General features: G+C 62.5%; 18 protein-coding genes. 8 read left to right on the top strand and 10 right to left on the bottom strand.

Annotated features, from left to right (window positions below):
* Window positions 1-5: 5 nt before the first annotated feature.
* Window positions 6-3,902, bottom strand: a complete 3,897-nt coding sequence (gene purL, locus ABCR88_RS05600) for a phosphoribosylformylglycinamidine synthase (protein ID WP_350023637.1) — start codon at window positions 3,900-3,902, stop codon at window positions 6-8.
* A gap of 287 nt (window positions 3,903-4,189) precedes the next feature.
* Between purL and mltF the strand changes: the two genes are divergently transcribed.
* Entirely contained in the window at window positions 4,190-5,650 is a 1,461-nt protein-coding gene (mltF, locus tag ABCR88_RS05595; RefSeq protein WP_011059425.1) for a membrane-bound lytic murein transglycosylase MltF, read from the top strand.
* 66 nt (window positions 5,651-5,716) lie between these two features.
* On the opposite strand, the gene pdxJ is transcribed toward mltF, so the two are convergent.
* From pdxJ to lptF, 8 genes are all read right to left on the bottom strand, one after another.
* Window positions 5,717-6,463: a pyridoxine 5'-phosphate synthase gene (gene pdxJ, locus ABCR88_RS05590; protein WP_011059424.1), complete on the bottom strand. Its 747-nt coding sequence runs from the start codon at window positions 6,461-6,463 to the stop codon at window positions 5,717-5,719.
* A gap of 49 nt (window positions 6,464-6,512) precedes the next feature.
* Entirely contained in the window at window positions 6,513-7,202 is a 690-nt protein-coding gene (gene recO, locus ABCR88_RS05585; RefSeq protein ID WP_350404223.1) for a DNA repair protein RecO, read from the bottom strand.
* Window positions 7,203-7,320: 118 nt separating this feature from the next.
* Complete coding sequence (gene era, locus ABCR88_RS05580; RefSeq protein ID WP_019094760.1) at window positions 7,321-8,223, bottom strand: GTPase Era; 903 nt, start codon at window positions 8,221-8,223, stop codon at window positions 7,321-7,323.
* Window positions 8,216-8,905 (bottom strand): ribonuclease III, encoded by a 690-nt coding sequence (rnc, locus tag ABCR88_RS05575; RefSeq protein WP_011059421.1) that lies wholly within the window; start codon window positions 8,903-8,905, stop codon window positions 8,216-8,218. The genes era and rnc overlap by 8 nt, the downstream gene beginning before the upstream one ends.
* A gap of 216 nt (window positions 8,906-9,121) precedes the next feature.
* Window positions 9,122-9,976 carry a signal peptidase I gene (lepB, locus tag ABCR88_RS05570; protein WP_011059420.1) on the bottom strand — a complete coding sequence of 285 codons (855 nt, stop codon included), beginning with the start codon at window positions 9,974-9,976 and terminating at the stop codon, window positions 9,122-9,124.
* Between the two features lie 5 nt (window positions 9,977-9,981).
* Window positions 9,982-11,781: a translation elongation factor 4 gene (lepA, locus tag ABCR88_RS05565; protein ID WP_041116114.1), complete on the bottom strand. Its 1,800-nt coding sequence runs from the start codon at window positions 11,779-11,781 to the stop codon at window positions 9,982-9,984.
* A 168-nt stretch (window positions 11,782-11,949) separates the two neighbouring features.
* A complete protein-coding gene (gene lptG, locus ABCR88_RS05560; protein ID WP_041116112.1) occupies window positions 11,950-13,011 on the bottom strand; it encodes an LPS export ABC transporter permease LptG in 1,062 nt (353 codons plus the stop codon).
* Window positions 13,004-14,122: an LPS export ABC transporter permease LptF gene (gene lptF, locus ABCR88_RS05555; protein WP_015634263.1), complete on the bottom strand. Its 1,119-nt coding sequence runs from the start codon at window positions 14,120-14,122 to the stop codon at window positions 13,004-13,006. Before lptF ends, lptG begins: the two co-directional genes overlap by 8 nt.
* A 306-nt stretch (window positions 14,123-14,428) precedes the next feature.
* Between lptF and ABCR88_RS05550 the strand changes: the two genes are divergently transcribed.
* The 5 genes from ABCR88_RS05550 (at window position 14,429) to rlmF (ending at window position 21,091) form a co-directional block, all read left to right on the top strand.
* The gene (locus tag ABCR88_RS05550; protein WP_011059416.1) at window positions 14,429-15,919 is read left to right on the top strand and encodes a leucyl aminopeptidase; all 1,491 of its coding nucleotides are present in this window, start codon (window positions 14,429-14,431) and stop codon (window positions 15,917-15,919) included.
* 60 nt (window positions 15,920-15,979) lie between these two features.
* Window positions 15,980-16,408 carry a DNA polymerase III subunit chi gene (locus ABCR88_RS05545; protein ID WP_015634262.1) on the top strand — a complete coding sequence of 143 codons (429 nt, stop codon included), beginning with the start codon at window positions 15,980-15,982 and terminating at the stop codon, window positions 16,406-16,408.
* Between the two features lie 7 nt (window positions 16,409-16,415).
* Window positions 16,416-16,892, top strand: a complete 477-nt coding sequence (locus ABCR88_RS05540; protein WP_041116109.1) for a hypothetical protein — start codon at window positions 16,416-16,418, stop codon at window positions 16,890-16,892.
* 119 nt (window positions 16,893-17,011) lie between these two features.
* On the top strand, window positions 17,012-19,858 hold the full coding sequence (locus ABCR88_RS05535; RefSeq protein ID WP_236183767.1) for a valine--tRNA ligase: 2,847 nt from the start codon (window positions 17,012-17,014) through the stop codon (window positions 19,856-19,858).
* Window positions 19,859-20,065: 207 nt separating this feature from the next.
* A complete protein-coding gene (gene rlmF / locus ABCR88_RS05530; protein WP_041116105.1) occupies window positions 20,066-21,091 on the top strand; it encodes a 23S rRNA (adenine(1618)-N(6))-methyltransferase RlmF in 1,026 nt (341 codons plus the stop codon).
* 94 nt (window positions 21,092-21,185) lie between these two features.
* On the opposite strand, the gene ABCR88_RS05525 is transcribed toward rlmF, so the two are convergent.
* Window positions 21,186-21,467, bottom strand: coding sequence for an HU family DNA-binding protein (locus ABCR88_RS05525; protein ID WP_003440137.1), 282 nt, complete (start codon window positions 21,465-21,467; stop codon window positions 21,186-21,188).
* A 394-nt stretch (window positions 21,468-21,861) separates the two neighbouring features.
* On the opposite strand from ABCR88_RS05525, the gene yejK reads away from it, so the two are divergent.
* Together yejK and ABCR88_RS05515 are read left to right on the top strand one after the other, a co-directional pair.
* Complete coding sequence (gene yejK, locus ABCR88_RS05520; protein ID WP_011059411.1) at window positions 21,862-22,866, top strand: nucleoid-associated protein YejK; 1,005 nt, start codon at window positions 21,862-21,864, stop codon at window positions 22,864-22,866.
* Window positions 22,866-23,222, top strand: a complete 357-nt coding sequence (locus ABCR88_RS05515) for a glutaredoxin family protein (protein WP_350404222.1) — start codon at window positions 22,866-22,868, stop codon at window positions 23,220-23,222. The genes yejK and ABCR88_RS05515 overlap by 1 nt, the downstream gene beginning before the upstream one ends.
* The last annotated feature ends 8 nt before the right edge of the window (window positions 23,223-23,230 follow it).

The following is a 23,230-nucleotide window of genomic DNA, read 5'->3' as shown; positions in this document are numbered from 1 at the left end:
CAGCCTCAGTTCACCCAGACCCGAGCGTTACGGAACATGCGCATCCACGCCCCATCTTCGTTCCACTCATCCGGGCGCCAGGAGTTCTGCACGGCACGGAACACCCGCTCAGGGTGCGGCATCATGATGGTGACGCGACCGTCGCGGCTGGTGAGACCGGTGATCCCGCGCGGCGAACCGTTGGGGTTGGCCGGGTAACGCTCGGTAACCTTGCCGTGGTTGTCGACGAAACGCAGGGCCACGCAACCGGACAGGTCGGCTTCCAGCAATGCCTCTTCGCTTTCGAACTCCGCATGGCCTTCACCGTGGGCGATGGCGATCGGCATCCGCGAACCGGCCATGCCCTGCAGGAAGATCGAGTTCGACTCCTGCACCTGGACCATGGCCACCCGCGCTTCGAACTGCTCGGAGCGGTTGCGCACGAAGTGCGGCCAGAACTCGCTGCCCGGGATCAGCTCGTGCAGGTTGGACATCATCTGGCAACCGTTGCACACACCCAGGGTGAAGCTGTCGGTACGTTCGAAGAAGCCCTGGAAGGCATCCCGCGCACGGCTGTTGAACAGCGCCGACTTGGCCCAGCCTTCACCAGCGCCCAGTACGTCGCCGTAGGAGAAGCCACCGCAGGCAACCATGCCCTTGAAGTCGTTGAGGTCGACACGACCGGCGAGGATATCGCTCATGTGCACGTCGATGGCGTTGAAGCCGGCGCGGTCAAAGGCCGCTGCCATTTCCACCTGGCCGTTGACGCCCTGCTCACGCAGTACCGCCACCTGTGGACGCACGCCTTTCTTGATGTAAGGCGCGGCGATGTCCTGGTTGACGTCGAAGCCCAGCTTGACGCTCAGGCCCGGGTTGTCTTCTTCCAGTACCACGTCGAATTCCTGCTCGGCGCAGTCGGCGTTGTCCCGCAGGCGCTGGATCTGGTAGCTGGTCTCAGCCCACTGACGCTGCAGCAGGCGACGCTGGCCGGTGAACACGCTTTCGCCGTTGTAGGAGATGCTCACTTCACCGTTGTTGATCGGCTGGCCGATCACGGCCACGCAATCGCCCAGGCCGGCGGCGCTGAACTGGGCCAGCACGTCCGGAGTAGCGTCCTGGCGCACCTGGATTACCGCACCCAGCTCTTCGTTGAACAGGATGGCGGCGATTTCGGCGGTGTTTTCCGCCACGGCGTCGAGGCTCAGGTTCAAGCCGCAATGGCCGGCGAAGGCCATTTCCACGGCGCTGACCAGCAGGCCGCCATCGGAACGGTCGTGGTAGGCCAGCAGGTGACCGTCGGCGTTGAGGCCCTGGATCACCGCGAAGAAGGCCTTGAGGTCTTCCGCATCATCCACGTCCGGTGCCTGGCTGCCGAGCTTGCCGTGGGTCTGGGCGAGGATCGAGGCGCCCATGCGGTTCTGCCCGCGACCGAGGTCGATCAGGATCAGGTCGGTGGTGCCCTTGTCCATGCGCAGTTGCGGGGTCAGGGTCTGGCGAATGTCCGCTACGGGTGCGAAGCCAGTGACGATCAGCGACAGCGGCGAGGTGACGCTCTTGTCCACGCCCTCTTCGTTCCAGCGGGTGGCCATGGACATGGAGTCCTTGCCCACCGGGATGGTGATGCCCAGCTCTGGGCACAGCTCCATGCCCACTGCCTTGACGGTGTCGTACAGGCGCGCGTCTTCGCCCGGGTGGCCGGCTGCGGACATCCAGTTGGCGGAGAGCTTGATGTCGCTGATCTTGTTGATGCGCGAGGCCGCGATGTTGGTCAGGGTCTCGCCGATCGCCATGCGGCCGGACGCCGGGGCGTCCAGCAGGGCCAGCGGCGTGCGCTCGCCCATGGCCATGGCCTCACCGGTGTAGACGTCGAAGCTGGTGGCGGTCACGGCCACGTCGGCCACCGGCACCTGCCATGGGCCGACCATCTGGTCGCGGGCCACGAGGCCGGTGATGGTACGGTCGCCAATGGTGATCAGGAAGCTCTTGCTGGCCACGGCCGGGTGGTGCAGGACGCGCTCGATGCTCTCGGCGATATCCAGGGTGCTTGGATCGAAATCGTCACCCAGTTCGTTTTCCCGCACAGCCGAACGGTGCATGCGCGGGGCCTTGCCCAGCAGCACTTCGAGCGGCATGTCCACCGGGCTGTTGCTGAAGTGGCTGTCGGTCACGGTCAACTGTGGTTCGGCAGTGGCTTCGCCGACCACCGCGAACGGGCAGCGCTCACGCTCGCAGATGGCCTTGAAACGTTCGAAATCCGCAGCGCCCACCGCCAGGACATAACGCTCCTGGGATTCGTTGGACCAGATTTCGTGCGGGGCCATGCCCGGCTCGTCGTTGGGGATGTTGCGCAGTTCGAAGCGACCGCCACGGCCGCCATCGTTGACCAGTTCCGGGAAGGCGTTGGACAGGCCACCGGCGCCGACGTCGTGGATGAAGCTGATGGGGTTGTTATCCCCCAGTTGCCAGCAACGGTCGATGACTTCCTGGCAACGGCGTTCCATCTCAGGGTTTTCACGCTGTACCGAAGCGAAATCCAGGTCCGCCGAGCTGGTGCCGGTGGCCATGGAGGAAGCGGCGCCGCCGCCCAGGCCGATGAGCATCGCCGGGCCGCCGAGCACGATCAGCTTGGAGCCGACGGTGATCTCGCCTTTCTGCACGTGCTCGTCACGGATGTTGCCCATGCCGCCTGCCAGCATGATCGGCTTGTGGTAACCGCGAACTTCATCGCCACGAGGCGTGGTAATGGATTGCTCGAAGGTGCGGAAATAACCGGTCAGGGCCGGACGGCCGAATTCGTTGTTGAACGCCGCGCCACCCAGTGGGCCTTCGATCATGATGTCGAGGGCGGTGACGATGCGCTCTGGCTTGCCGTACGGCACTTCCCACGGCTGTTCGAAGCCCGGGATCTGCAGGTTGGAAACGGTGAAACCGGTGAGGCCGGCCTTGGGCTTGGCGCCGCGCCCGGTGGCGCCTTCGTCGCGGATTTCGCCGCCGGAACCGGTGGAGGCCCCCGGGAACGGCGCGATGGCGGTCGGGTGGTTGTGGGTCTCGACCTTCATCAGGATATGCACCGGCTCCTGTACCGCACCGTACTGGCGGGTCTCAGGGTTCGGATAGAAACGCCCGGCAACCGAACCGACGATGACCGCGGCGTTGTCCTTATAGGCGGAGAGCACACCTTCGTTGTGCATCTGATAGGTGTTCTTGATCATGCCGAACAGGCTTTTTTCCTGGCTCTGGCCGTCGATATCCCAACTGGCGTTGAAGATCTTGTGGCGGCAGTGCTCGGAGTTGGCCTGGGCGAACATCATCAGTTCGATGTCGTGGGGATTACGCTTGAGGCCCTGGAAGGCGTTCATCAGGTAATCGATTTCGTCTTCGGCCAGGGCCAGGCCCAGCTCGCTGTTGGCCTGCTCCAGCGCAGCACGGCCACCGCCGAGGATGTCGATGGCGGTCAGCGGCTTGGGTTCGGCGTGGCTGAACAGGCCGGCGGCCTGTTCCAGGTTGGCCACCACGATCTGGGTCATGCGGTCGTGCAGGGCGTCGGCGATCAGCTGGGCCTCGGCCTCGCTGAACTCACCTGCCACATAGAAGGCGATGCCGCGCTCCAGGCGCTGGATCTTCGCCAGGCCACAGTTGCGGGCGATGTCGCTGGCCTTGCTCGACCACGGCGAAATGGTGCCGAAACGTGGCAGGACCAGGAACAGACGGCCGGTCGGCTCTTGTACCGGAACGCTGGGGCCGTACTTCAGAAGGCGCGCAAGCACCTGCTGTTCGTCGCCGGTCAGGACGCCGGTGACTTCGGCGAAGTGAGCGAATTCAGCATACAAGCCACTGACAGCCGGTACTTTCTGGCTCAGTTGCTCAAGGAGTTTGCTGTGGCGAAAGGCAGAAAGGGCAGGAGCGCCGCGCAGGATCAACATCTTCGGGACAGCCTCGGGAAGGGGGTGTGCTTTGAGGCCGTGCATTCTAACGTAAACCGCTGGCATCGGCACTCGAAACGCAACCCCCGAGCGCCTCCGGACGTCGGCCCGGGGCCTGCCCCCTATAACAAAGCCTCATCAGGGTCATTGCCGGTGGTTATTTTAAACGTCACATTCAGCGCCCAGGCCCCATTCCTGAGGCCTTCAGCCCGGCTCGACCATCGCTAGCAGACAAGCCCTTCGCTGTCGAGATATGGCGGCCGTTATCCTTTGCGTATACTGCGCCAATGTTTTCCCCTATGGCTTTACGTCCGCGCTGCGCCAAGTGGCTCATCGTTACCGGACTCTTCCTGATGCTCGGCGCCTGTGTTGAGAAACCCAGCACGCTCGAGCGCGTAAAGGAGGATGGTGTGCTGCGGGTGGTCACCCGTAACAGCCCTGCCACCTACTTTCAGGATCGCAACGGTGAAACCGGCTTCGAATACGAGCTGGTGAAACGCTTTGCCGACGATCTGGGGGTGGAGCTCAAGATCGAGACCGCCGACAACCTCGACGACCTATTCGACCAGCTGGGCCAGCCCAAGGGCCCCGTCCTGGCCGCCGCCGGCCTGGTGAGCAGCGAGCAGCGCAAGCAGCAGGTGCGGTTCTCCCACCCCTATCTGGAAGTCACGCCCCAGGTCATCTATCGCAATGGCCGTTCCCGCCCCACCACCGCGCAAGACCTGGTGGGCAAGCACATCATGGTGCTCAAGGGCAGCACCCACGCCGAACAACTGGCGGAACTCAAGCTCAAGTACCCCGGCATCGAATACGAAGAGTCGGACGCCGTGGAAGTGGTGGACCTGCTGCGCATGGTGGACGAAGGGCAGATCGACCTGACCCTGGTGGACTCCAACGAACTGGCGATGAACCAGGTCTACTTCCCCAATGTGCGAGTGGCCTTTGACCTGGGCGACGCCCGCAGCCAGAGCTGGGCCGTGGCCGCAGGCGACGACAACAGCCTGCTCAACGAGATCAACAGTTTCCTCGACAAGGTCGAGAAGAACGGCACCCTGCAACGCCTGAAGGACCGCTACTACGGCCATGTGGACGTGCTCGGCTATGTCGGCGCCTACACCTTTGCCCAGCACCTGCAGCAACGCCTGCCCAAGTACGAGAAGCACTTCAAGGCATCGGCCAAGCAGGAAAAGCTCGACTGGCGCCTGCTGGCGGCGGTGGGCTATCAGGAATCGATGTGGCAGGCCGAGGTCACCTCCAAGACCGGGGTGCGCGGGCTGATGATGCTGACCCAGAACACGGCCCAGGCCATGGGCGTTTCCAACCGCCTGGACCCCAAGCAGAGCATCAGCGGCGGGGCCAAGTACCTGGCCTATATCAAGGAACAGCTGGACGACAAGATCGAGGAACCGGACCGCACCTGGTTCGCCCTGGCCGCCTATAACGTCGGCACCGGCCACCTGGACGATGCGCGCAAGCTGGCCGAGAAAGAAGGCCTGAACCCGAACAAGTGGCTGGATGTGAAGAAGATGCTACCGCGCCTGTCGCAGAAGCAGTGGTACAGCAAGACCCGCTACGGCTATGCCCGGGGCGGCGAGCCCGTGCATTTCGTCGCCAACATCCGTCGCTACTACGACATTCTCACCTGGGTGACCCAGCCGCAGCTGGAAGGCGACCAGGTCGCCGAAGGCAACCTGCACGTACCCGGGGTCAACAAGACCAAGCCGCCGGAAGAGAATCCTCCGCTTTAAAAACATTCGCCGGCCAGCCGGCTCCTACGCAGGTTGTGCAGAAGCCAACTGGCCGGCGAAGGCGATTCAGGCCTTGGCTGCAGCCGCCAGGATCAAGGCCTTCATCTCAGCCACCGCCCCCTTGAAACCGACAAACAGAGCGTGTGCCACCAGGGCATGGCCGATGTTCAGCTCGTTGATGCCCTTGATCGCCGCCACCGCCTCGACGTTGTGGTAATGCAGGCCATGGCCGGCGTTGACGATCAGCCCCTGGGCCAGACCAACAGCAACGCCGTCGACGATACGCTGCAGCTCCTCGGCCACTTCACTGGGCGTCTGGGCATCGGCATAACGCCCGGTGTGCAACTCGATGGCCGGCGCGCCGACCCGCTTGGAGGCCTCGATCTGGCGCTCGTCGGCGTCGATGAAAAGGGACACTTCGGAACCGATTTTCGACAGCCGCTCTACCGCCGCCTTGATCCGCGCCTCCTGCCCCGCCACATCCAGGCCGCCTTCGGTGGTCAGCTCCTGGCGGGTTTCCGGCACCAGGCAGATATGTGCCGGACGGATACGCTCGGCAAAAGCCATCATCTCTTCGGTGACGCCCATTTCGAAGTTCATGCGGGTCTGCAGCACATCCTTGAGCAGCAGCACGTCGCGCTCCTGGATATGCCGGCGATCTTCGCGCAGGTGCACGGTGATGCCGTCGGCGCCCGCCTCTTCCGCGTCCAGCGCTGCCTTGACCGGGTCCGGGTAACGGGTGCCCCGTGCCTGGCGCAGGGTGGCAACGTGGTCGATGTTCACGCCAAGAAGAATGCGATTGCTGGTGGTCACGGAAGCGCTCCTGAATAGATGAAGATTCGGCGCACAGCATACGGGGAGACTAAGGCTTGCGAAACAACTCGCGACTGACCAGGGGCCGGCCGCCCAGGTGCACCGCCAGGGCCTGGCGCATCAGGCGCTTGGCCGCCGACAGCGCGCCGGGTGCGCTCCAGTCGGCATCGGCCATGGCCAGCAACTCGGTGCCGTTGAACAGCCCCGGCTGCAGCAGGAACACCTGCTCCAGCCCGGCATCCACCTGTAAGCGGTACAGGCCGTCGGCAGCGATGGGGGCGCCATGGATGTCGCTGTCCAGGGCAAAGCCGTAGCCCAGGTCATCCAGCAGGCGCCACTCAAAGGCCCGCAGCAGAGGCTCCAGGGGACGGCCTTCGGCCAGAGCCTGCAGCGTGGCAGCGTAGTGGTCGAATACCGCGGGATGGGGATCTTCCGCCGGCAGCAGGCGAATCAACAGCTCGTTCAGATAGAGGCCGCTGAACAACGCCTCGCCATTGAGCCAGGCAGCAATGCCGGCACTTTCCATGCGCGCGACGTTCTTCAGTTCGCCACGGCCGCGAAACTCGACCTCCAGGGGCACGAAGGGCCGCGCCAGGGTCCCGGCCTTGCCCCGGGCATTGCGCAGCACCGCTCGCAGGCGACCTTGGGGGGTAAGAAAATCCACCAGGGCACTGCTTTCGCGGTAGGCGCGGCTGTGCAGGACGTAGGCGAGTTGGCCGACTGGGGCGTTGCTGGACATGGTTGCGGGGGATCTCAGGGGAAGAGAGGGAACCGGGTCCGGAGAAGGGGTTGCAGCTGCTCGCCGGCAAGCCGGCTCCTACAGGAAGGTGCAGGAGCCGGCTTGCCGGCGAAGTGCATCAGAGGTCGCCGTAGCCCAGCGAGCGCAGGGCGCGTTCGTCGTCGGACCAGCCGCCCTTGACCTTGACCCAGAGGTTGAGCATGACCTTGGAATCGAACAGCAGCTCCATGTCCTTGCGCGCCTCCATGCCGATGCGCTTGATCCGCTCACCCTTGTCGCCAATGATGATTTTCTTCTGGCCGTCGCGCTCGACGAGGATCAAGGCATGGATATGCAGGGTCTTGCCCTGCTGCTTGAACTCTTCGATTTCCACGGTGATCTGGTAGGGCAGCTCGGCACCGAGCTGGCGCATGATCTTTTCCCGTACCAGTTCAGCGGCGAGGAAGCGGCTGCTGCGGTCGGTGATCTGGTCTTCCGGGAAGAAGTGGTCGTTCTCCGGCAGGTGCTTGGCGATCAGGCCTTCCAGGGCTTCGAGGTTGTGCCCCTGCTGGGCGGAGACCGGCACGATCTCGGCGTTCGGCAGTTGCTCCTGCAGCCAGGTCAGGTGCGGCATCAGCTCGGCCTTGTCCTCGATGCGATCGGTCTTGTTGATCGCCAGGATTACCGGGCCCTGCACGTACTGCACACGCTCCAGCACCAGTTGGTCTTCGTCGGTCCACTTGGTGCGATCGACCACGAAGATCACCACGTCGACGTCTTTCAACGCCGCCGAAGCGGTCTTGTTCATGTAGCGGTTCAGCGCCTTCTCGTTGCTCTTGTGCATACCGGGGGTATCGACGTAGATCGCCTGGATGGCGCCTTCGGTCTTGATCCCGAGCATGTTGTGACGAGTGGTCTGGGGCTTGCGCGAGGTGATCGCCAGCTTCTGGCCGAGGATGTGGTTGAGCAGCGTCGACTTGCCCACGTTGGGGCGGCCGACGATGGCGACATAGCCACAGCGTGTTGCAGTTGAATCAGTCATGGCCATTCTCCACGCCCAGGGCAATCAGTGCTGCGGCGGCCGCTACCTGTTCGGCAATACGGCGGCTCACACCCTGACCTCGGCTTTTTTCATTCAATAAGGTGACTTCACATTCAACGAAGAATGTCCGGCAATGCGGTTCGCCCTGGATATCCACCACTTCGTAGCGTGGCAGTTCGCAGGCGCGGGACTGGAGGAATTCCTGCAGCCGGGTCTTGGGGTCCTTGTTGGTGTCCACCAGGGTCAGGCTCTCGAACTCTGAGGCCAGCCAGGACAGCACGCGGTCACGGGCAGTCTCCATGCCGGCGTCCAGGTAGATCGCACCAATCAGGGCCTCCAGGGCATCGGCAAGGATCGACTCACGACGGAAACCGCCGCTCTTCAATTCGCCGGAGCCCAGGCGCAGGTACTCGCCCAGGTCAAAACCACGGGCCAGCACCGCCAGTGTTTCACCTTTCACCAGACGCGCGCGCAAACGCGAGAGCTGGCCTTCGCGGGCCTGGGGAAAGCGCTCGAACAGCGCCTCGCCGGCAACGAAGTTGAGAATGGCGTCACCGAGAAACTCCAGGCGTTCGTTGTTGCGCCCGGCAAAGCTGCGGTGAGTGAGGGCCAGCAGCATGAGCTCCTGGTCCTTGAAGGAATAACCGAGCTGACGCTCGAGACGGCTCAAAGAAACGCTCACGGTTTACCCACGCTGGTTTCGTTGCCGAAACTCGCCATCCCAGGGGCCGCGCACGAGGTGCGGGTGGCAATTAACGCTGTGTTCAAATTTACATCCTGAATATCGTTGACTGCATGCTTCTGGCGATAAGGCTGTTACGGGTCGCCCAAGGGCAAGGCCGTTTTATACAAGAGCCAGAAAAGCATTCGGCGCTGTGTTCAACAGCGCCGCGTGTGATTACTTGATCAGGCCAACCCGCGAGAAATTCGGCAGGTGGCTGAGTTTCGGTTCGGGCCAGCTCATCCAGACTGCGAAGGCCTTGCCGACGATATTCTTGTCGGGAACCATGCCCAGCAGGTCCTTGGGAATACTTGGATCGTCCCAGTAGCGACTGTCGTTAGAGTTGTCGCGGTTGTCGCCCATCATGAAGTAGTGCCCGGCCGGCACCACCCAGCGACCGTCCGGGGTTGCCCGGTAACGGCTCATTTCCTTGCGGATCAAGTGCTCGGCGGCGCCCAGTTTTTCCTTGTACAGCTCGGCGCTGCCCAAGGTGCCGGGTTCAGCCCCCACCAGTTGCTCCGCCACCGGCTGACCGTTGACGAACAGGTGCTTGTCACTGGTGTAGCGCACTTCATCACCCGGCAGGCCGACCACACGCTTGATGTAGTTGACGTTCGGATCGCTTGGGTAGCGGAACACCATCACATCACCGCGCTGCGGATCACCGACTTCGATGACCTTCTTGTCGATCACCGGCAAGCGGATCCCGTAGGAAAACTTGTTCACCAGGATGAAGTCGCCCACATCCAGGGTCGGCTTCATCGAGCCCGATGGAATCTGGAACGGCTCCACCAGGAACGAACGCAGCACCAGGACGATGAACAGCACCGGAAAGAACGACTTGCCGTATTCAACCAGCAGCGGCTCTTTGCTCAGCTTCTCGACCACCACCCCGTCCGGCTGGCTGACGCTGCCCTGATAGTTGGCAATGGCGGCACGCCGGCGCGGTGCCAGGAACACCAGGTCGAGCAACGCCAAGAGACCGCAAACGAAGACAGCGATGACCAGCAACAGCGGGAAATTTAGTGACATAGGACCTAACTATCCAACCTGAGCACGGCAAGGAAGGCTTCTTGTGGAATTTCCACGTTGCCCACTTGCTTCATGCGTTTCTTACCGGCCTTCTGCTTTTCCAACAGCTTGCGCTTACGGCTAACGTCGCCGCCGTAGCATTTGGCCAGTACGTTCTTTCTGAGTGCCTTGACCGTTGTCCGCGCCACAATCTGCCCGCCAATGGCGGCCTGGATTGCCACGTCAAACATCTGCCGAGGAATCAGTTCTTTCATCTTTTCGGTCAGCGCACGCCCTTTGTAGTGGGCGTTGTCACGGTGCACGATCAACGCCAGGGCGTCGACCTTCTCACCGTTGATCAGCACATCCAGTTTCACCAGATTAGCCGACTGGTAACGATCGAAATGATAATCCAGCGAAGCATAGCCGCGGCTGGTGGATTTCAGGCGGTCGAAGAAGTCCAGGACCACTTCGTTCATCGGCAGGTCGTAGGTCACCTGGACCTGGCTGCCGAGGAACAGCATGTCGTGCTGCACGCCGCGCTTCTCGATGCACAGGGTTATGACGTTGCCCAGGTGCTCTTGCGGCACAAGAATATTGGCCCGCACGATCGGCTCGCGCATGTCTTCGATCGCCGACAGATCCGGAAGCTTGGACGGGTTGTCGACGTAGATCGTTTCACCGTTCTTCAGTTGCAGCTCGAAGATTACCGTCGGTGCGGTGGTGATCAGGTCCAGATCGTACTCGCGCTCCAGGCGCTCCTGGATGATCTCCATGTGCAGCATGCCGAGGAACCCGCAGCGGAAGCCGAAGCCCAGGGCGTCGGAGCTTTCCGGGGTGTACTGCAAGGAAGAGTCGTTCAGGGTGAGCTTCTGCAGGGCTTCGCGGAAATCCTCGAAGTCGTCGGAGCTGACCGGGAACAGGCCGGCGTAGACCTGGGGCTGGATGCGCTTGAAACCCGGCAGCACTTCAACGTCCGGGGTCGAGCTCAGGGTCAGGGTGTCACCCACGGGCGCGCCGTGAATGTCCTTGATGCCCGCGATGATGAAGCCCACTTCACCGGCCTTGAGGTCAGTGGTGGCGGTGTGTTTCGGGTTGAATACACCAACGCTGTCCACCAGGTGGATCTTGCCGGTGGACTTGACCAGGATCTTGTCGCCCTTCTTCACCCGGCCATGGCGTACACGTACCAGGGACACGACGCCCAGGTAGTTGTCGAACCAGGAGTCGATGATCAGGGCTTGCAGCGGGTCTTCGATGTTGCCGGTCGGTGCCGGAATGGTGGTCACCAGGCGCTCGAGCACCTCGTCCACGCCCAGGCCGGTCTTGGCGCTGCAGGTCACGGCGTCGGTGGCATCGATACCGATGATCTTCTCGATCTCTTCCTTGACCCGCTCCGGATCGGCCTGTGGCAGGTCGATCTTGTTCAGCACCGGCATCACTTCCAGGCCTTGCTCGATGGCGGTGTAGCAGTTGGCAACCGACTGGGCTTCGACGCCCTGGCCGGCGTCCACCACCAGCAATGCACCTTCACAGGCCGCCAGGGAACGGCTGACTTCGTAGGTGAAGTCCACGTGGCCCGGGGTGTCAATGAAGTTCAGCTGGTAGGTAATGCCATCTTTGGCTTTGTAATAGAGGGTGACGCTGTGGGCCTTGATGGTGATCCCGCGCTCACGCTCAAGGTCCATGGAGTCCAGAACCTGGGCTTCCATTTCGCGCTCGGCCAGGCCGCCGCACATCTGGATGAAGCGATCGGCCAGAGTCGACTTGCCATGGTCAATGTGGGCGATGATGGAGAAATTGCGGATATGACTCAAATCACTCACGGATGAACACTCAAAAAGGCTGCAGGCATGGCCCGCCGAAAAATAGCCGGGAATTGTACCTGATACTCGGCACAAGCGTCACGCTCGCCTGTCAGCGTTTGTCAAATGCAAAAACGCCCCGATCCAAGGACCGGGGCGTTACATCAAGACCCTGGCAAAGCCGCGGAATCAGCCGGCCCGGCGCAACAGCCAGACGCCCGCCACCGCGCAGATACCCGCAGGCACCAGCACCGCGAACAACGGCGAAAAGCCAAATACCAGGCTCGAAGGGCCCAGCAGGTCCTGGGCGATGCGGAAGGTGAAACCCACCAGTACGCCGGTGAATACCCGCTGACCCAGGGTCACCGAACGCAGAGGACCGAAAATGAAGGAAATGGCCATCAATACCAGCGCCGCCGTCACCAGCGGCTGCAGGACCTTGACCCAGAACGCCAGCCAGTAGCGACCATTGTTCAGGCCCTGGTCGGCCAGGTAGTGGATGTAGCCCCACAAGCCGCTGATGGACAGGGATTCCGGCGCCATCACCACAGTGCTCAGCAGTTGCGGGCTCAAGGCCACATCCCAACGTTCGCCGGGCACGCTGATGACTTCGGTATGACCGTCGCGGAAGTAGGTGGTGGTGACATCCGTCAGCTGCCAGTAGTCCTCGTGGAAACGGGCCTGGCGGGCAAAGCTCGACGACAGCATGTGGCGCTGGTCATCGAAGTGGTAGCGGGTCACGCCATAGAGCAGGCCATTGGGCTGCACTGCGTTGATATGGATGAATTCATCGCCCTGGCGGTGCCACAGACCGTGCTTGGAACTCTGGGCATCGCCGGAGCCCTGGGCCAGGGCCCGACTGGCCTGGGCCTGGGTCTCGGTGGCCGGCGCTATGTATTCGCCCACCAGCACGCCCACCAGCATCAGCACCAGCATGGGTTTCATGACCGCCCAGACAATACGGCCCACCGATACACCGGCCGCACGCATGATGGTCAACTCGCTGTTACTGGCCAGGCTGCCAAGGCCGATAAGGCAACCGATCAGGCCTGCCATCGGCAGCATTTCATAGACCCGACGCGGCGCAGTGAGGGCCACGTAGCTCATTACATCCACCACGGTATACGTTTCGTTGACGGCCCCCATCTCATCGATGAAGGCAAACAGCGAGGCCAGCCCGAGGATGATCCCCAGGACCGCCAGGATAGCCATGAACACACTGCTACCGATGTAGCGATCGAGCTTAACCACGAGCCATCTCCTTCACGCTGCGACGACTCGCCATTTTCAAGCGCATCGGCTCCCAATACATCAGGCCGAGGCCGATCAACAGAAACAGTAGGTGCACCCACCACAGCCCCAGGGCCGGGGAAATCTTGCCCTTCTCCAGTGCACCGCGCACGGCGATCAGGATGGTCAGGTAAGCCATGTACAGCAGGATCGCCGGGATCAGCTTGAGGAAGCGGCCCTGGCGCGGGTTGACCCGGGACAACGGCACCGCCATCAGTGTCACGATGAACACCAGCAATGGCAGGGACAGGCGCCATTGCAGCTCGGCACGGGCTCGCAGGTCATCCTTGCCGATCAGGTCAGCGGTGGGCATGGCGTCGCGATCGGTGACTTCGTCGCTGACGTCCGGACGCTCCAGCAAAACACCGTAGGTGTCGTACTTGATCACCCGGTAGTTGGCCTCGCCCGGGTTGCCGTCATAGCGATAGCCGTTTTCCAGGATCAGGTAACGATTGCCGTCGGGGCGAATGTCCTGATGGCCCTTCTCGGCCACCAGCACCGAAATGCCCTCGTCCTTTTTCTGCTGGCCCAGGCGCTTCTCGGAAATGAACACGCCGCCCAGATTGGTTCGGTCTTCGGACAACTGCTCGGTGTAGGTGACCCGGGTACCGTCGTTGAGCGCCTGGAAGCGCCCCGCCACCAGCGTGTCGAACTCGGTCAGGGCATCCTGCTTGTTCAGCAACAGCTGGAACTGGTTGGCACCCTGGGGCGCCAGGCTCAGGCTCAGCCAGGCCACCAGCAGGGCCACCAGGGCCGCCGGGATCATGGTTATGCCCAACAGGCGTTGCTGGCTCATGCCGGTGGCCGACAGCACGGTCATCTCGCTTTCGAGATAGAGCCGGCCGTAAGCCAGGAGAATGCCGAGGAACAGTCCCAGGGGCAGGATCAGTTGCAAGAAGCCCGGCAGGCGAAAACCCATGATCAGGAACAGCGAGCCCGGATCCAGGGCCCCCGAGGCGGCTTGCGCGAGGAACTTGACGAAGCGCCCGCTCATGATGATGACCAGCAATACCGCGCTCACGGCACTCAGGGTCAGCAGGATTTCGCGGGACAGATAACGAAAGACGATCAAACCAGACACTCCAGGGTTGTCAGGCTAAGGCGGCCGAACAAGCAAACGTATCGAGCCGGCCCCAGACGCAGGGCCGCCGAAAAAAGATGGCGCATTATCCTGTGATTGCGCGCGCCTGTCACGGAGGATGCTCACCCAGCGCTCTAATGCGCCGAAACTGGCCCATGCGAGGGTTGTCAGCCGCGACCGGCGAGGTTCAAACTGGCGGCTTTGTCGTCGGCAGCATGCGGCGTCTTCTTCTATATAGATAAGCTCGGCGCAGGACAGCCTCCTGCGCTCTTTGACCATTCATTCAGGGACCCAGACATGGAACTGGTTGTAAAAAGCGTTAGCCCGGAAACGTTGAAGACCGCCACCCTGGTGGTCGCCGTCGGCGAAGGCCGCAAACTCGGCAACGTTGCCAAGCAACTCGACGAACTCAGCGGCGGCGCCATCAGCGCCGTACTCAAGCGCGGCGACCTGGCCGGCAAGGTCGGCCAGAGCCTGCTGCTGCACGGCGTGGCCAAGCTCAAGGCCGAGCGAGTGCTGCTGGTAGGCACCGGCAAGGACGGCGAACTGGGCGACCGCCCGTTCCGCAAGATCATCAGCGGCGTGCTCACCACCCTCAAGGGCCTGGGCGGCAGCGACGCCGTGCTGGCGCTGGATGAAGTCGTGGTCAAGGGCCGCGACAGCTACGGCAAGACCCGCCTGCTGGCGGAAACCCTGGTGGACGGTGGTTATGTCTTCGACCGCTACAAGAGCCAGAAGGCAGAGCCCCGCGCCCTGAAGAAAATCACCCTGCTGACCATCAAGGCCGCCGAAGCCGAAGTCCAGCGCGGCGTAACCCATGCCCAGGCCATCGCCAACGGCATGGCCTTTACCCGCGACCTGGGCAACCTGCCGCCGAACGTCTGCCACCCGACCTTCCTCGGCGAACAGGCCAAGGCCCTGGGCAAGGAGTTCAAGGGCCTGAAGGTCGAGGTCCTCGACGAGAAGAAGATCAAGGAACTGGGCATGGGCTCGTTCTATGCCGTGGGCCAGGGCAGCGACCAGCCGCCACGCCTGATCGTCATGCAGTACAACGGCGGCAAGAAGTCCGAGAAGCCGTTCGCCCTGGTGGGCAAGGGCATCACTTTCGACACCGGCGGTATCAGCCTCAAGCCGGGCGCCGGCATGGATGAAATGAAGTACGACATGGGCGGCGCCGCCAGTGTGTTCGGCACCCTGCGCGCCGTGCTGGAGCTGAAGCTGCCGATCAACCTGGTGTGCATCCTGGCCTGCGCCGAGAACATGCCCAGCGGTGGCGCCGCGCGCCCTGGCGACATCGTCACCACCATGAGCGGGCAGACCGTGGAGATCCTCAACACCGACGCCGAAGGCCGCCTGGTGCTGTGCGATGCCCTGACCTACTCCGAGCGCTTCAAGCCACAGGCCGTGATCGATATTGCCACCCTCACCGGTGCCTGCGTGGTCGCCCTGGGCGCCCATACTTCGGGCCTGCTGGGCAACAACGACGAACTGATCGGCCAACTGCTCAGCGCCGGCCAGCAAGCCGACGACCGCGCCTGGCAACTGCCGTTGTTCGACGAGTACCAGGAGCAACTGGACAGCCCGTTCGCCGACATCGCCAACATCGGCGGGCCGAAGGCAGGCACCATCACCGCCGCCTGCTTCCTCTCGCGCTTCACCAAGAACCTCAACTGGGCGCACCTGGACATCGCCGGCACTGCCTGGACCAGCGGTGGCAAGGACAAGGGCGCCACTGGCCGTCCGGTCCCCCTGCTGACCCAATACCTGCTGGACCGCGCCAAAGCCTGAAAACCATGACCGCAGGGGGCGCCGCATGAAGGCGGCGCCCTCCTCGGCTCAGGAAACCCAATGACCAAAGTCGACTTCTATATTCTTCCCAGCGCGGACCCTGCGGCGCGCCTGGATTTTGCCTGCAAGCTCACCGACAAGGCCTGGCGCATGGGCCACCGCATCTACCTGCATTGCAGCGATGCAGAGCAACGGGACGAGCTCGATGCCCGCCTGTGGCGCTTCAAGGGCGAAACCTTCGTCCCCCACGGCCCGGCGGAAAGCGAACCCGAAAGCCTGATCGTCCTCGGCCTCGGCCAGGACCCCGGCCCCCACAATGACCTGCTGGTGAACCTGGACCTGAAAGTGCCGGCCTTCGCCCCGCGTTTTGCCCGGATTGCCGAGGTGGTGGTAGAAGACCCCGCTATTCGTCAGGCGGCCCGCGAGAGTTTCCGTTTCTATCGCGAACAGGGCTATCCTCTGCAAGATCACCGTTTACAGCGACTCTGAGCACCCGATGGACACTCCCAATCCGCTGCAAAAGCCCGCGCACCTGCTGGATGACCTCGAGTCGATCCGTAAACTGCTCGGCGATGAAAACCTGCAACCGCCACTGCTGACCGAGACCGTCAGCAGCGAAGTACAGATTCCCCTGCTGTTCGACATGGTGGGCAACCAGCAGCCGGCCGCTGCCCAAGCCGCCCCTGCTGCACCTGCCAAGGCGCAACCCGCGCCAGCCGCCGCACCCGCACCGGCTCAAGCGGCGACACCCGCTCCAGTACCTGCTGCGGCGGCCCCCGTCGCCAAGCCTGCCCCCGCCAGCAACAACGCCGATGCCTTGCTGCACCTGGACAGCGAACTGCGCGCCGCCGCACAACTGATCATGCAGGACGTGATCGACGACTTCGCGCCGCATATCGAAACCGAGATCAAGCGTCGCCTCGACGCCCGCCTGGAACGCCTGCTCGCAGCGGCCACCAGCGGCAAACCATAAGCCACACGCAAAAGCCGGGCCGGGCCATCTTGTCGCTTGCCGCTGGTGGCTTGCTGCCGCCCCCCTCCGCTATACTTCCCGGCTTTTCCTGAATAAATGCCAATAGGGTCCCGCCGCGCATGGATAAGACCTACCAGCCGCACGCCATTGAAACTTCCTGGTACCAGACCTGGGAGTCCGAGAACTACTTCGCCCCGCAAGGCGCGGGCGACTCCTACACCATCATGATCCCGCCGCCGAACGTCACCGGCAGCCTGCACATGGGCCACGGCTTCAACAACGCGATCATGGACGCCCTGATCCGTTTCCGCCGCATGCAGGGTCGCAACACCCTGTGGCAGCCGGGCACCGACCACGCCGGCATCGCCACGCAAATGCTAGTGGAGCGCCAGATCGAAGCCCAGGGCCAGAATCGCCATGACCTGGGCCGGGAAAAATTCCTCGAAAAAGTCTGGGAATGGAAGGATCAATCCGGGGGCAACATCAGCCGCCAGATCCGCCGCCTGGGCTCCTCCGTGGACTGGAGCCGCGAGCGCTTCACCATGGACGACGGCCTCTCGGAAGCGGTGAAGGAAGCCTTCGTGCGCCTGCACGAAGACGGCCTGATCTACCGCGGCAAGCGCCTGGTGAACTGGGATACCAAGCTACACACGGCGATTTCCGACCTCGAAGTGGAAAACCACGACGAGAAAGGCTTCCTGTGGAACCTGCGCTACCCGCTGGCCGACGGCGCCAAGACCGCTGAAGGCAACGACTACCTGATCGTCGCCACCACCCGTCCGGAAACCATGCTCGGCGACTCCGCCGTCGCGGTGAACCCTGAAGACGAGCGCTACAAGGCCCTGATCGGCAAGTTCGTCGAACTGCCCCTGGTGGGCCGTCGCATCCCGATCATCGCCGACGATTACTGCGACCCCGAATTCGGCACCGGCTGCGTGAAGATCACCCCGGCCCACGACTTCAACGACTATGAAGTCGGCAAGCGCCACAACCTGCCGCTGCTCAACATCTTCGACAAGAACGCCGCCGTACTGCCGGCCTGCCAGGTGTTCAACCTGGACGGCAGCCTGAACGACAGCGTCGACGGCAAGATCCCGGCCGAGTACGTGGGCCTGGACCGCTTCGAAGCACGCAAGCAGATCGTTGCCGCGTTCGACGCCGCCGGCCTGCTGGTGAGCGTCGACGACCACGCGCTGAAAGTGCCGAAGGGCGACCGTTCCGGCACCGTCATCGAGCCGTGGCTGACCGACCAGTGGTATGTCTCCACCAAGCCGCTGGCAGAACCTGCCATCGCCGCTGTGGAAGACGGCCGCATCGCCTTCGTGCCCAAGCAGTACGAGAACATGTATTTCTCCTGGATGCGTGACATCCAGGACTGGTGCATCAGCCGCCAGCTGTGGTGGGGCCACCGCATTCCGGCCTGGTACGACGAGTCGGGCAAGGTCTATGTCGGCCGCGATGAAGCGGAAGTACGGGCCAAGCACAACCTCGGTCCGGACGTTGCCCTGCAACAGGACAACGACGTGCTCGACACCTGGTTCAGTTCGGGCCTGTGGACCTTCTCCACCCTGGGCTGGCCGGAGCAGACCGACTTCCTCAAGACCTTCCACCCCACCGACGTGCTGGTCACCGGCTTCGACATCATTTTCTTCTGGGTCGCCCGGATGATCATGCTCACCATGCACCTGGTGAAGAACGAAGACGGCACACCGCAGGTTCCGTTCAAGACCGTGTACGTGCACGGCCTGGTCCGCGATGGCCAGGGCCAGAAGATGTCCAAGTCCAAGGGCAACGTCCTCGACCCGCTGGACATCATCGATGGTATCGACCTCGAAACCCTGGTGCAGAAGCGCACCACCGGCCTGATGCAGCCCAAACTGCAGAAAGCCATCGAGAAGCAGACCCGCGCCGAATTCGCCGACGGCATCGCCAGCTACGGCACCGACGCCCTGCGCTTCACCTTCTGCTCCCTGGCCACCACTGGTCGCGACATCAAGTTCGACATGGGCCGCGTTGAGGGTTACCGCAACTTCTGCAACAAGATCTGGAACGCCGCGCGCTACGTGCTGGACAAGGGCGAGGACTGCGGCCAGAACGGCGAGGCCTACGAGCTGTCCCTGGCGGACCGCTGGATCATCTCGCAGCTGCAGCGCACTGAAGCCGAAGTCACCCGCCAACTCGACCAGTTCCGTTTCGACCTGGCCGCCCAGGCCCTGTACGAGTTCATCTGGAACCAGTACTGCGACTGGTACCTGGAGCTGTCCAAGCCGGTGCTGTGGGACGAGAACTCGCCGGTTGAGCGCCAGCGCGGCACCCGTCGCACCCTGGTACGGGTACTGGAAGTGGCGCTGCGCCTGGCGCATCCGTTCATGCCGTTCATCACCGAGGAAATCTGGCAGCGCCTGGCGCCGCTGGCAGGCAGCACGGGCAAGACCATCATGCTGCAGCCTTGGCCGGTGGCCAATGAAGCCCGCATCGACCAGGCCGCCGAAGACGACATCGAATGGCTCAAAGGCCTGATGCTCGGCACTCGCAACATTCGCGCGGAAATGAACATCGGCCCGGGCAAGCCCCTGGCCCTGTTCCTGAAGAACGTCAGCGCTGAAGACCAGCGTCGTCTGACCGAGAACGAAGCCTTGCTGAAGAAGCTGGCCCGACTCGAATCCATCACGGTGCTGGGTGCCGGCGACGAAGCGCCGCTGTCCGCCACCGCTCTGGTAGGCGAGATGGAAGTGCTGGTGCCCATGGCCGGCCTGATCGACAAGGGCGCCGAACTGGCGCGCCTGGACAAGGAAATCCAGCGCCTGCAAGGCGAAGTGCAGCGAGTGGGCGGCAAGCTGTCCAACGCCTCCTTCGTCGACAAGGCTCCGGCCGAAGTGATCGAGAAGGAACGCGCCAAACTGGCCGAAGCCGAACAGGCCCTGGGCAAGCTGGCAGAGCAGCACGCACGGATCTCCAGCCTGTAACGGCGATTCGCGCAGCGTGAAAGAGGGAGGCCCGCAAAGGCCTCCCTTTTTTATTGGCGGCAGATCGCTTTCGCTGGCAAGCCAGCTTCTACCAGTAGACGGTGCTTTGGCAGGGGCCGGCTTGCCGGCGGCGAAGCCTCCCGCCCCAACACCGCAAGATATGGGACAATGCCCGCCACTTTGAATCAGCCCCGAATCGATCCCCCCATGACCGCCCCCAACACTCCCAAGCCTGCGCGCAAAAAACCCAAGCCTGCCTCCCCAGCCAAAGCCGCCGCCCCCCGGGAAAAAGCCAGCCTGCACCCGCGCAATCGCCACCAGGGGCGCTACGACTTCCCACAACTGATCAAGAGCACCCCGGAGCTGGGGCAATTCGTGATCCTCAACCCCTATGGCAAGGAAAGCATCGACTTCGCCGACCCGGCAGCCGTGCGGGTGTTCAACCGGGCCCTGCTCAAGGCCTTCTACGGCATTGCCCACTGGGACATTCCGGCGGACTTTCTCTGCCCCCCAGTGCCCGGCCGCGCCGATTATGTGCATTTCCTCGCCGATCTGCTGGCCAGCCACAACCAGGGTGAAATCCCTCGTGGCGCGGCCGTGCGGGTGCTGGATGTCGGCGTCGGCGCCAACTGCATCTACCCCCTGATCGGCTACAGCGACTACCGCTGGCAATTCCTCGGTTCGGACATCGACAGCACCGCCCTGGCTGCGGCCAAGGCCATCGTCCAGGCCAACGGCTTGAACAAGGCCATCAGCCTGCGCCAGCAAGGCAATCCCAGGCAGATCCTCACCGGCCTGCTGGAAAGTACCGAGCGCTTCGACCTGACGATGTGCAACCCACCCTTCCATGCCTCCCTGGACGAAGCGACACGCGGCAGCCAGCGCAAGTGGCGAGCCCTGGGCAAGGCCGACCCCAAGCGCAAGCTGCCAGTGCTGAACTTCGGCGGCCAGGCACGGGAACTCTGGTGCGAGGGCGGTGAGATCCGTTTCGTCAGTCAGTTGATCAGCGAGAGCGCAGGCGTCGGCCAGCAAGTGCTGTGGTTCAGCACCCTGGTGTCAAAGGCTTCAAACCTGCCAGCCATTGAAAGCGCACTGAAAAAAGCCGGAGTACTGGAAAGCCAAGTGGTGGAAATGTCCCAGGGACAGAAACAGAGCCGCTTCGTCGCCTGGACCTTCAAGGACAAGGCACAGCAACAGGCCTGGAGCCAGGAACGCTGGATGAGGAAGAACTAAAGAGGCGGGGGATTCAAGGACGATTCACCTTGCGTGAATCGGTGTTACACAAACCGTGCCCGGAAAACTTCTGAGCACGGTTTCACTGCAAGTATTACTTGTTAACAGCGTCGGTCAGGCCTTTAGCCACAACCAGCTTGATAACTTTCTTGGCAGCGATTTCGATGGCAGCGCCAGTCGATGGGTTACGGCCAGTACGGGCAGGACGCTCGGTCACTTTCAGTTTGCCGATACCTGGCAGAGTGATTTCGCCGCCATTTTCCAATTGATCAGCAACGATCTGAGCCAGTTGGTCCAGGGCGTTACGCGCGGTGGTTTTCGGCGCGTCGATAGCTTCAGCGATATCAGCGATCAGTTGGTCTTTAGTAATAGCCATTGTGGTGTTCCTTCCCTATCAAATTCATTTGGATTGCAGAGTGCAGTGTCAGCCATCGAGCCAGATCTTGTGAATCTGGCACCCCGGTTACAACCACGACAGATCGGGGTTATAGATACCGAAATCAGGGTTTGGTTCGACCCGACAAATGCTGAATGCACGCTTAACGCTGAGACATCGCGTAAGACGGGGCAAAACTAGCACACAGACGGGGAAATATCCGCCTCTACCTAGCCATTTGGTCAGCTTTATTGCTCTAAATCGGTAAAAAAATGCATAAGCCTTACCGACGAGCCGTTCATCACCCGGCAAACCGCGCCAAAACCAGCGGGTGCGGTACACTGGGCACTTTTTCGGGGAGCCCGCCCTCCCCCTTCAATCAGCCGAGAAGCCCATGCCGATCCGTCATTGCATCGTCCACCTGATCGACAAAAAACCCGACGGCAGCCCAGCAGTCCTGCACGCCCGCGATTCCGAACTGGCAGAGTCCGCGGCCATCGAGAACATGCTCGCCGACCTCAATGAAAGCTATAACGCCAAACAGGGCAAAGCCTGGGGCCTGTTCCACCCCGAGTCCGGTGCGTTCCCCTTCAGCGGCTGGCTGAAGGAGTACCTGGACGGCGGCCAGGACTTCACCGCGTTCAGCCGGGTCGCGGTGGAGCATCTGCAGAAGCTGATGGAAGAGTCCAACCTGTCGGTGGGCGGCCACGTACTGTTCGCCCACTACCAGCAAGGCATGACCGACTACCTGGCGATCGCCCTGCTGCACCACAGCGAGGGCGTGGCGGTGACCGACCAGCTGGACGTGACGCCGTCGCGCCACCTGGACCTGGGCCAGCTGCATCTGGCGGCGCGGATCAACATCTCCGAATGGCAGAACAACAAGCAGTCCAAGCAGTACATCTCCTTTATCAAGGGCAAGAACGGCAAGAAGGTCTCGGAGTACTTCCGCGACTTCATCGGTTGCCAGGAAGGCGTCGACGGCCCGGGCGAGACCCGTACCCTGCTCAAGGCCTTCAGCGACTTCGTCGAAAGCGAAGACCTGCCGGAAGATTCGGCCCGGGAAAAGACCAAGACCCTGGTGGACTACGCCAGCAGCCAGGCCAAGCTCGGCGAACCCATGGGCCTGGAAGAACTCTCGGAACTGATCGACGAAGACCGCCCCAAGGCGTTCTACGATCACATCCGCAACAAGGACTACGGGCTGTCGCCGGAGATCCCCGCGGACAAGCGCACCCTGAACCAGTTCCGCCGCTTCACCGGTCGCGCCGAGGGCCTGTCCATCAGTTTCGAGGCCCATCTGCTGGGTTCGAAGATCGAGTACGACGAAGAAGCCGGGACCCTGATCATCAAGGGCCTGCCAACCCAACTGACCGACCAGCTCAAGCGCCGTAACTGATGCTCCAGGGGGTATTGAAGAAGCTCCTGCTGATCCTGCTGGTGGTGGTGGTCTATCAGAACTGGGGCAAGATCGAACGACTGTTCAACCCTTCGGCGGTGGTCAGCGAAGAGATCCGTAGCCAGGCCCGGGTCGTGCTCTACGCCACCGACTGGTGCGGCTACTGCAAGGCCACCCGGCGCTTTCTCGATCAGAAGGGCATTCCCTATCAGGAGTTCGACATCGAGAAAGATGCCGAGGCGCGCAAGGCCTATACCGAACTGGGCGGTGCAGGGATTCCGATCCTGGATGTGAATGGAACCCTGCTGCGCACCTACGACCCCGAGGCCATCATGGCTGCGCTGCAACGTCAGTAGGAGCTGGG

It is taken from the genome of Pseudomonas sp. W17 (genome assembly GCF_040268305.1).
Classification (GTDB): domain Bacteria; phylum Pseudomonadota; class Gammaproteobacteria; order Pseudomonadales; family Pseudomonadaceae; genus Aquipseudomonas; species Aquipseudomonas protegens.
The sequence above is the reverse complement of the archived record's forward strand: the minus strand, read 5'-3'. Positions and strand labels throughout refer to the sequence as shown.

What these genes read in the sequence shown, in the direction of transcription:
- lepB (WP_011059420.1), bottom strand. Translation starts at nt 9,976, where the DNA reads ATGTCACTAAATTTCCCGCTGTTGCTGGTCATCGCTGTCTTCGTTTGC.
- ABCR88_RS05515 (WP_350404222.1), top strand. Translation starts at nt 22,866, where the DNA reads ATGCTCCAGGGGGTATTGAAGAAGCTCCTGCTGATCCTGCTGGTGGTG.
- rlmF (WP_041116105.1), top strand. Translation starts at nt 20,066, where the DNA reads ATGACCGCCCCCAACACTCCCAAGCCTGCGCGCAAAAAACCCAAGCCT.
- purL (WP_350023637.1), bottom strand. Translation starts at nt 3,902, where the DNA reads ATGTTGATCCTGCGCGGCGCTCCTGCCCTTTCTGCCTTTCGCCACAGC.
- era (WP_019094760.1), bottom strand. Translation starts at nt 8,223, where the DNA reads ATGACTGATTCAACTGCAACACGCTGTGGCTATGTCGCCATCGTCGGC.
- ABCR88_RS05540 (WP_041116109.1), top strand. Translation starts at nt 16,416, where the DNA reads ATGGACACTCCCAATCCGCTGCAAAAGCCCGCGCACCTGCTGGATGAC.
- yejK (WP_011059411.1), top strand. Translation starts at nt 21,862, where the DNA reads ATGCCGATCCGTCATTGCATCGTCCACCTGATCGACAAAAAACCCGAC.
- ABCR88_RS05545 (WP_015634262.1), top strand. Translation starts at nt 15,980, where the DNA reads ATGACCAAAGTCGACTTCTATATTCTTCCCAGCGCGGACCCTGCGGCG.
- recO (WP_350404223.1), bottom strand. Translation starts at nt 7,202, where the DNA reads ATGTCCAGCAACGCCCCAGTCGGCCAACTCGCCTACGTCCTGCACAGC.
- ABCR88_RS05535 (WP_236183767.1), top strand. Translation starts at nt 17,012, where the DNA reads ATGGATAAGACCTACCAGCCGCACGCCATTGAAACTTCCTGGTACCAG.
- mltF (WP_011059425.1), top strand. Translation starts at nt 4,190, where the DNA reads ATGTTTTCCCCTATGGCTTTACGTCCGCGCTGCGCCAAGTGGCTCATC.
- ABCR88_RS05525 (WP_003440137.1), bottom strand. Translation starts at nt 21,467, where the DNA reads ATGGCTATTACTAAAGACCAACTGATCGCTGATATCGCTGAAGCTATC.
- ABCR88_RS05550 (WP_011059416.1), top strand. Translation starts at nt 14,429, where the DNA reads ATGGAACTGGTTGTAAAAAGCGTTAGCCCGGAAACGTTGAAGACCGCC.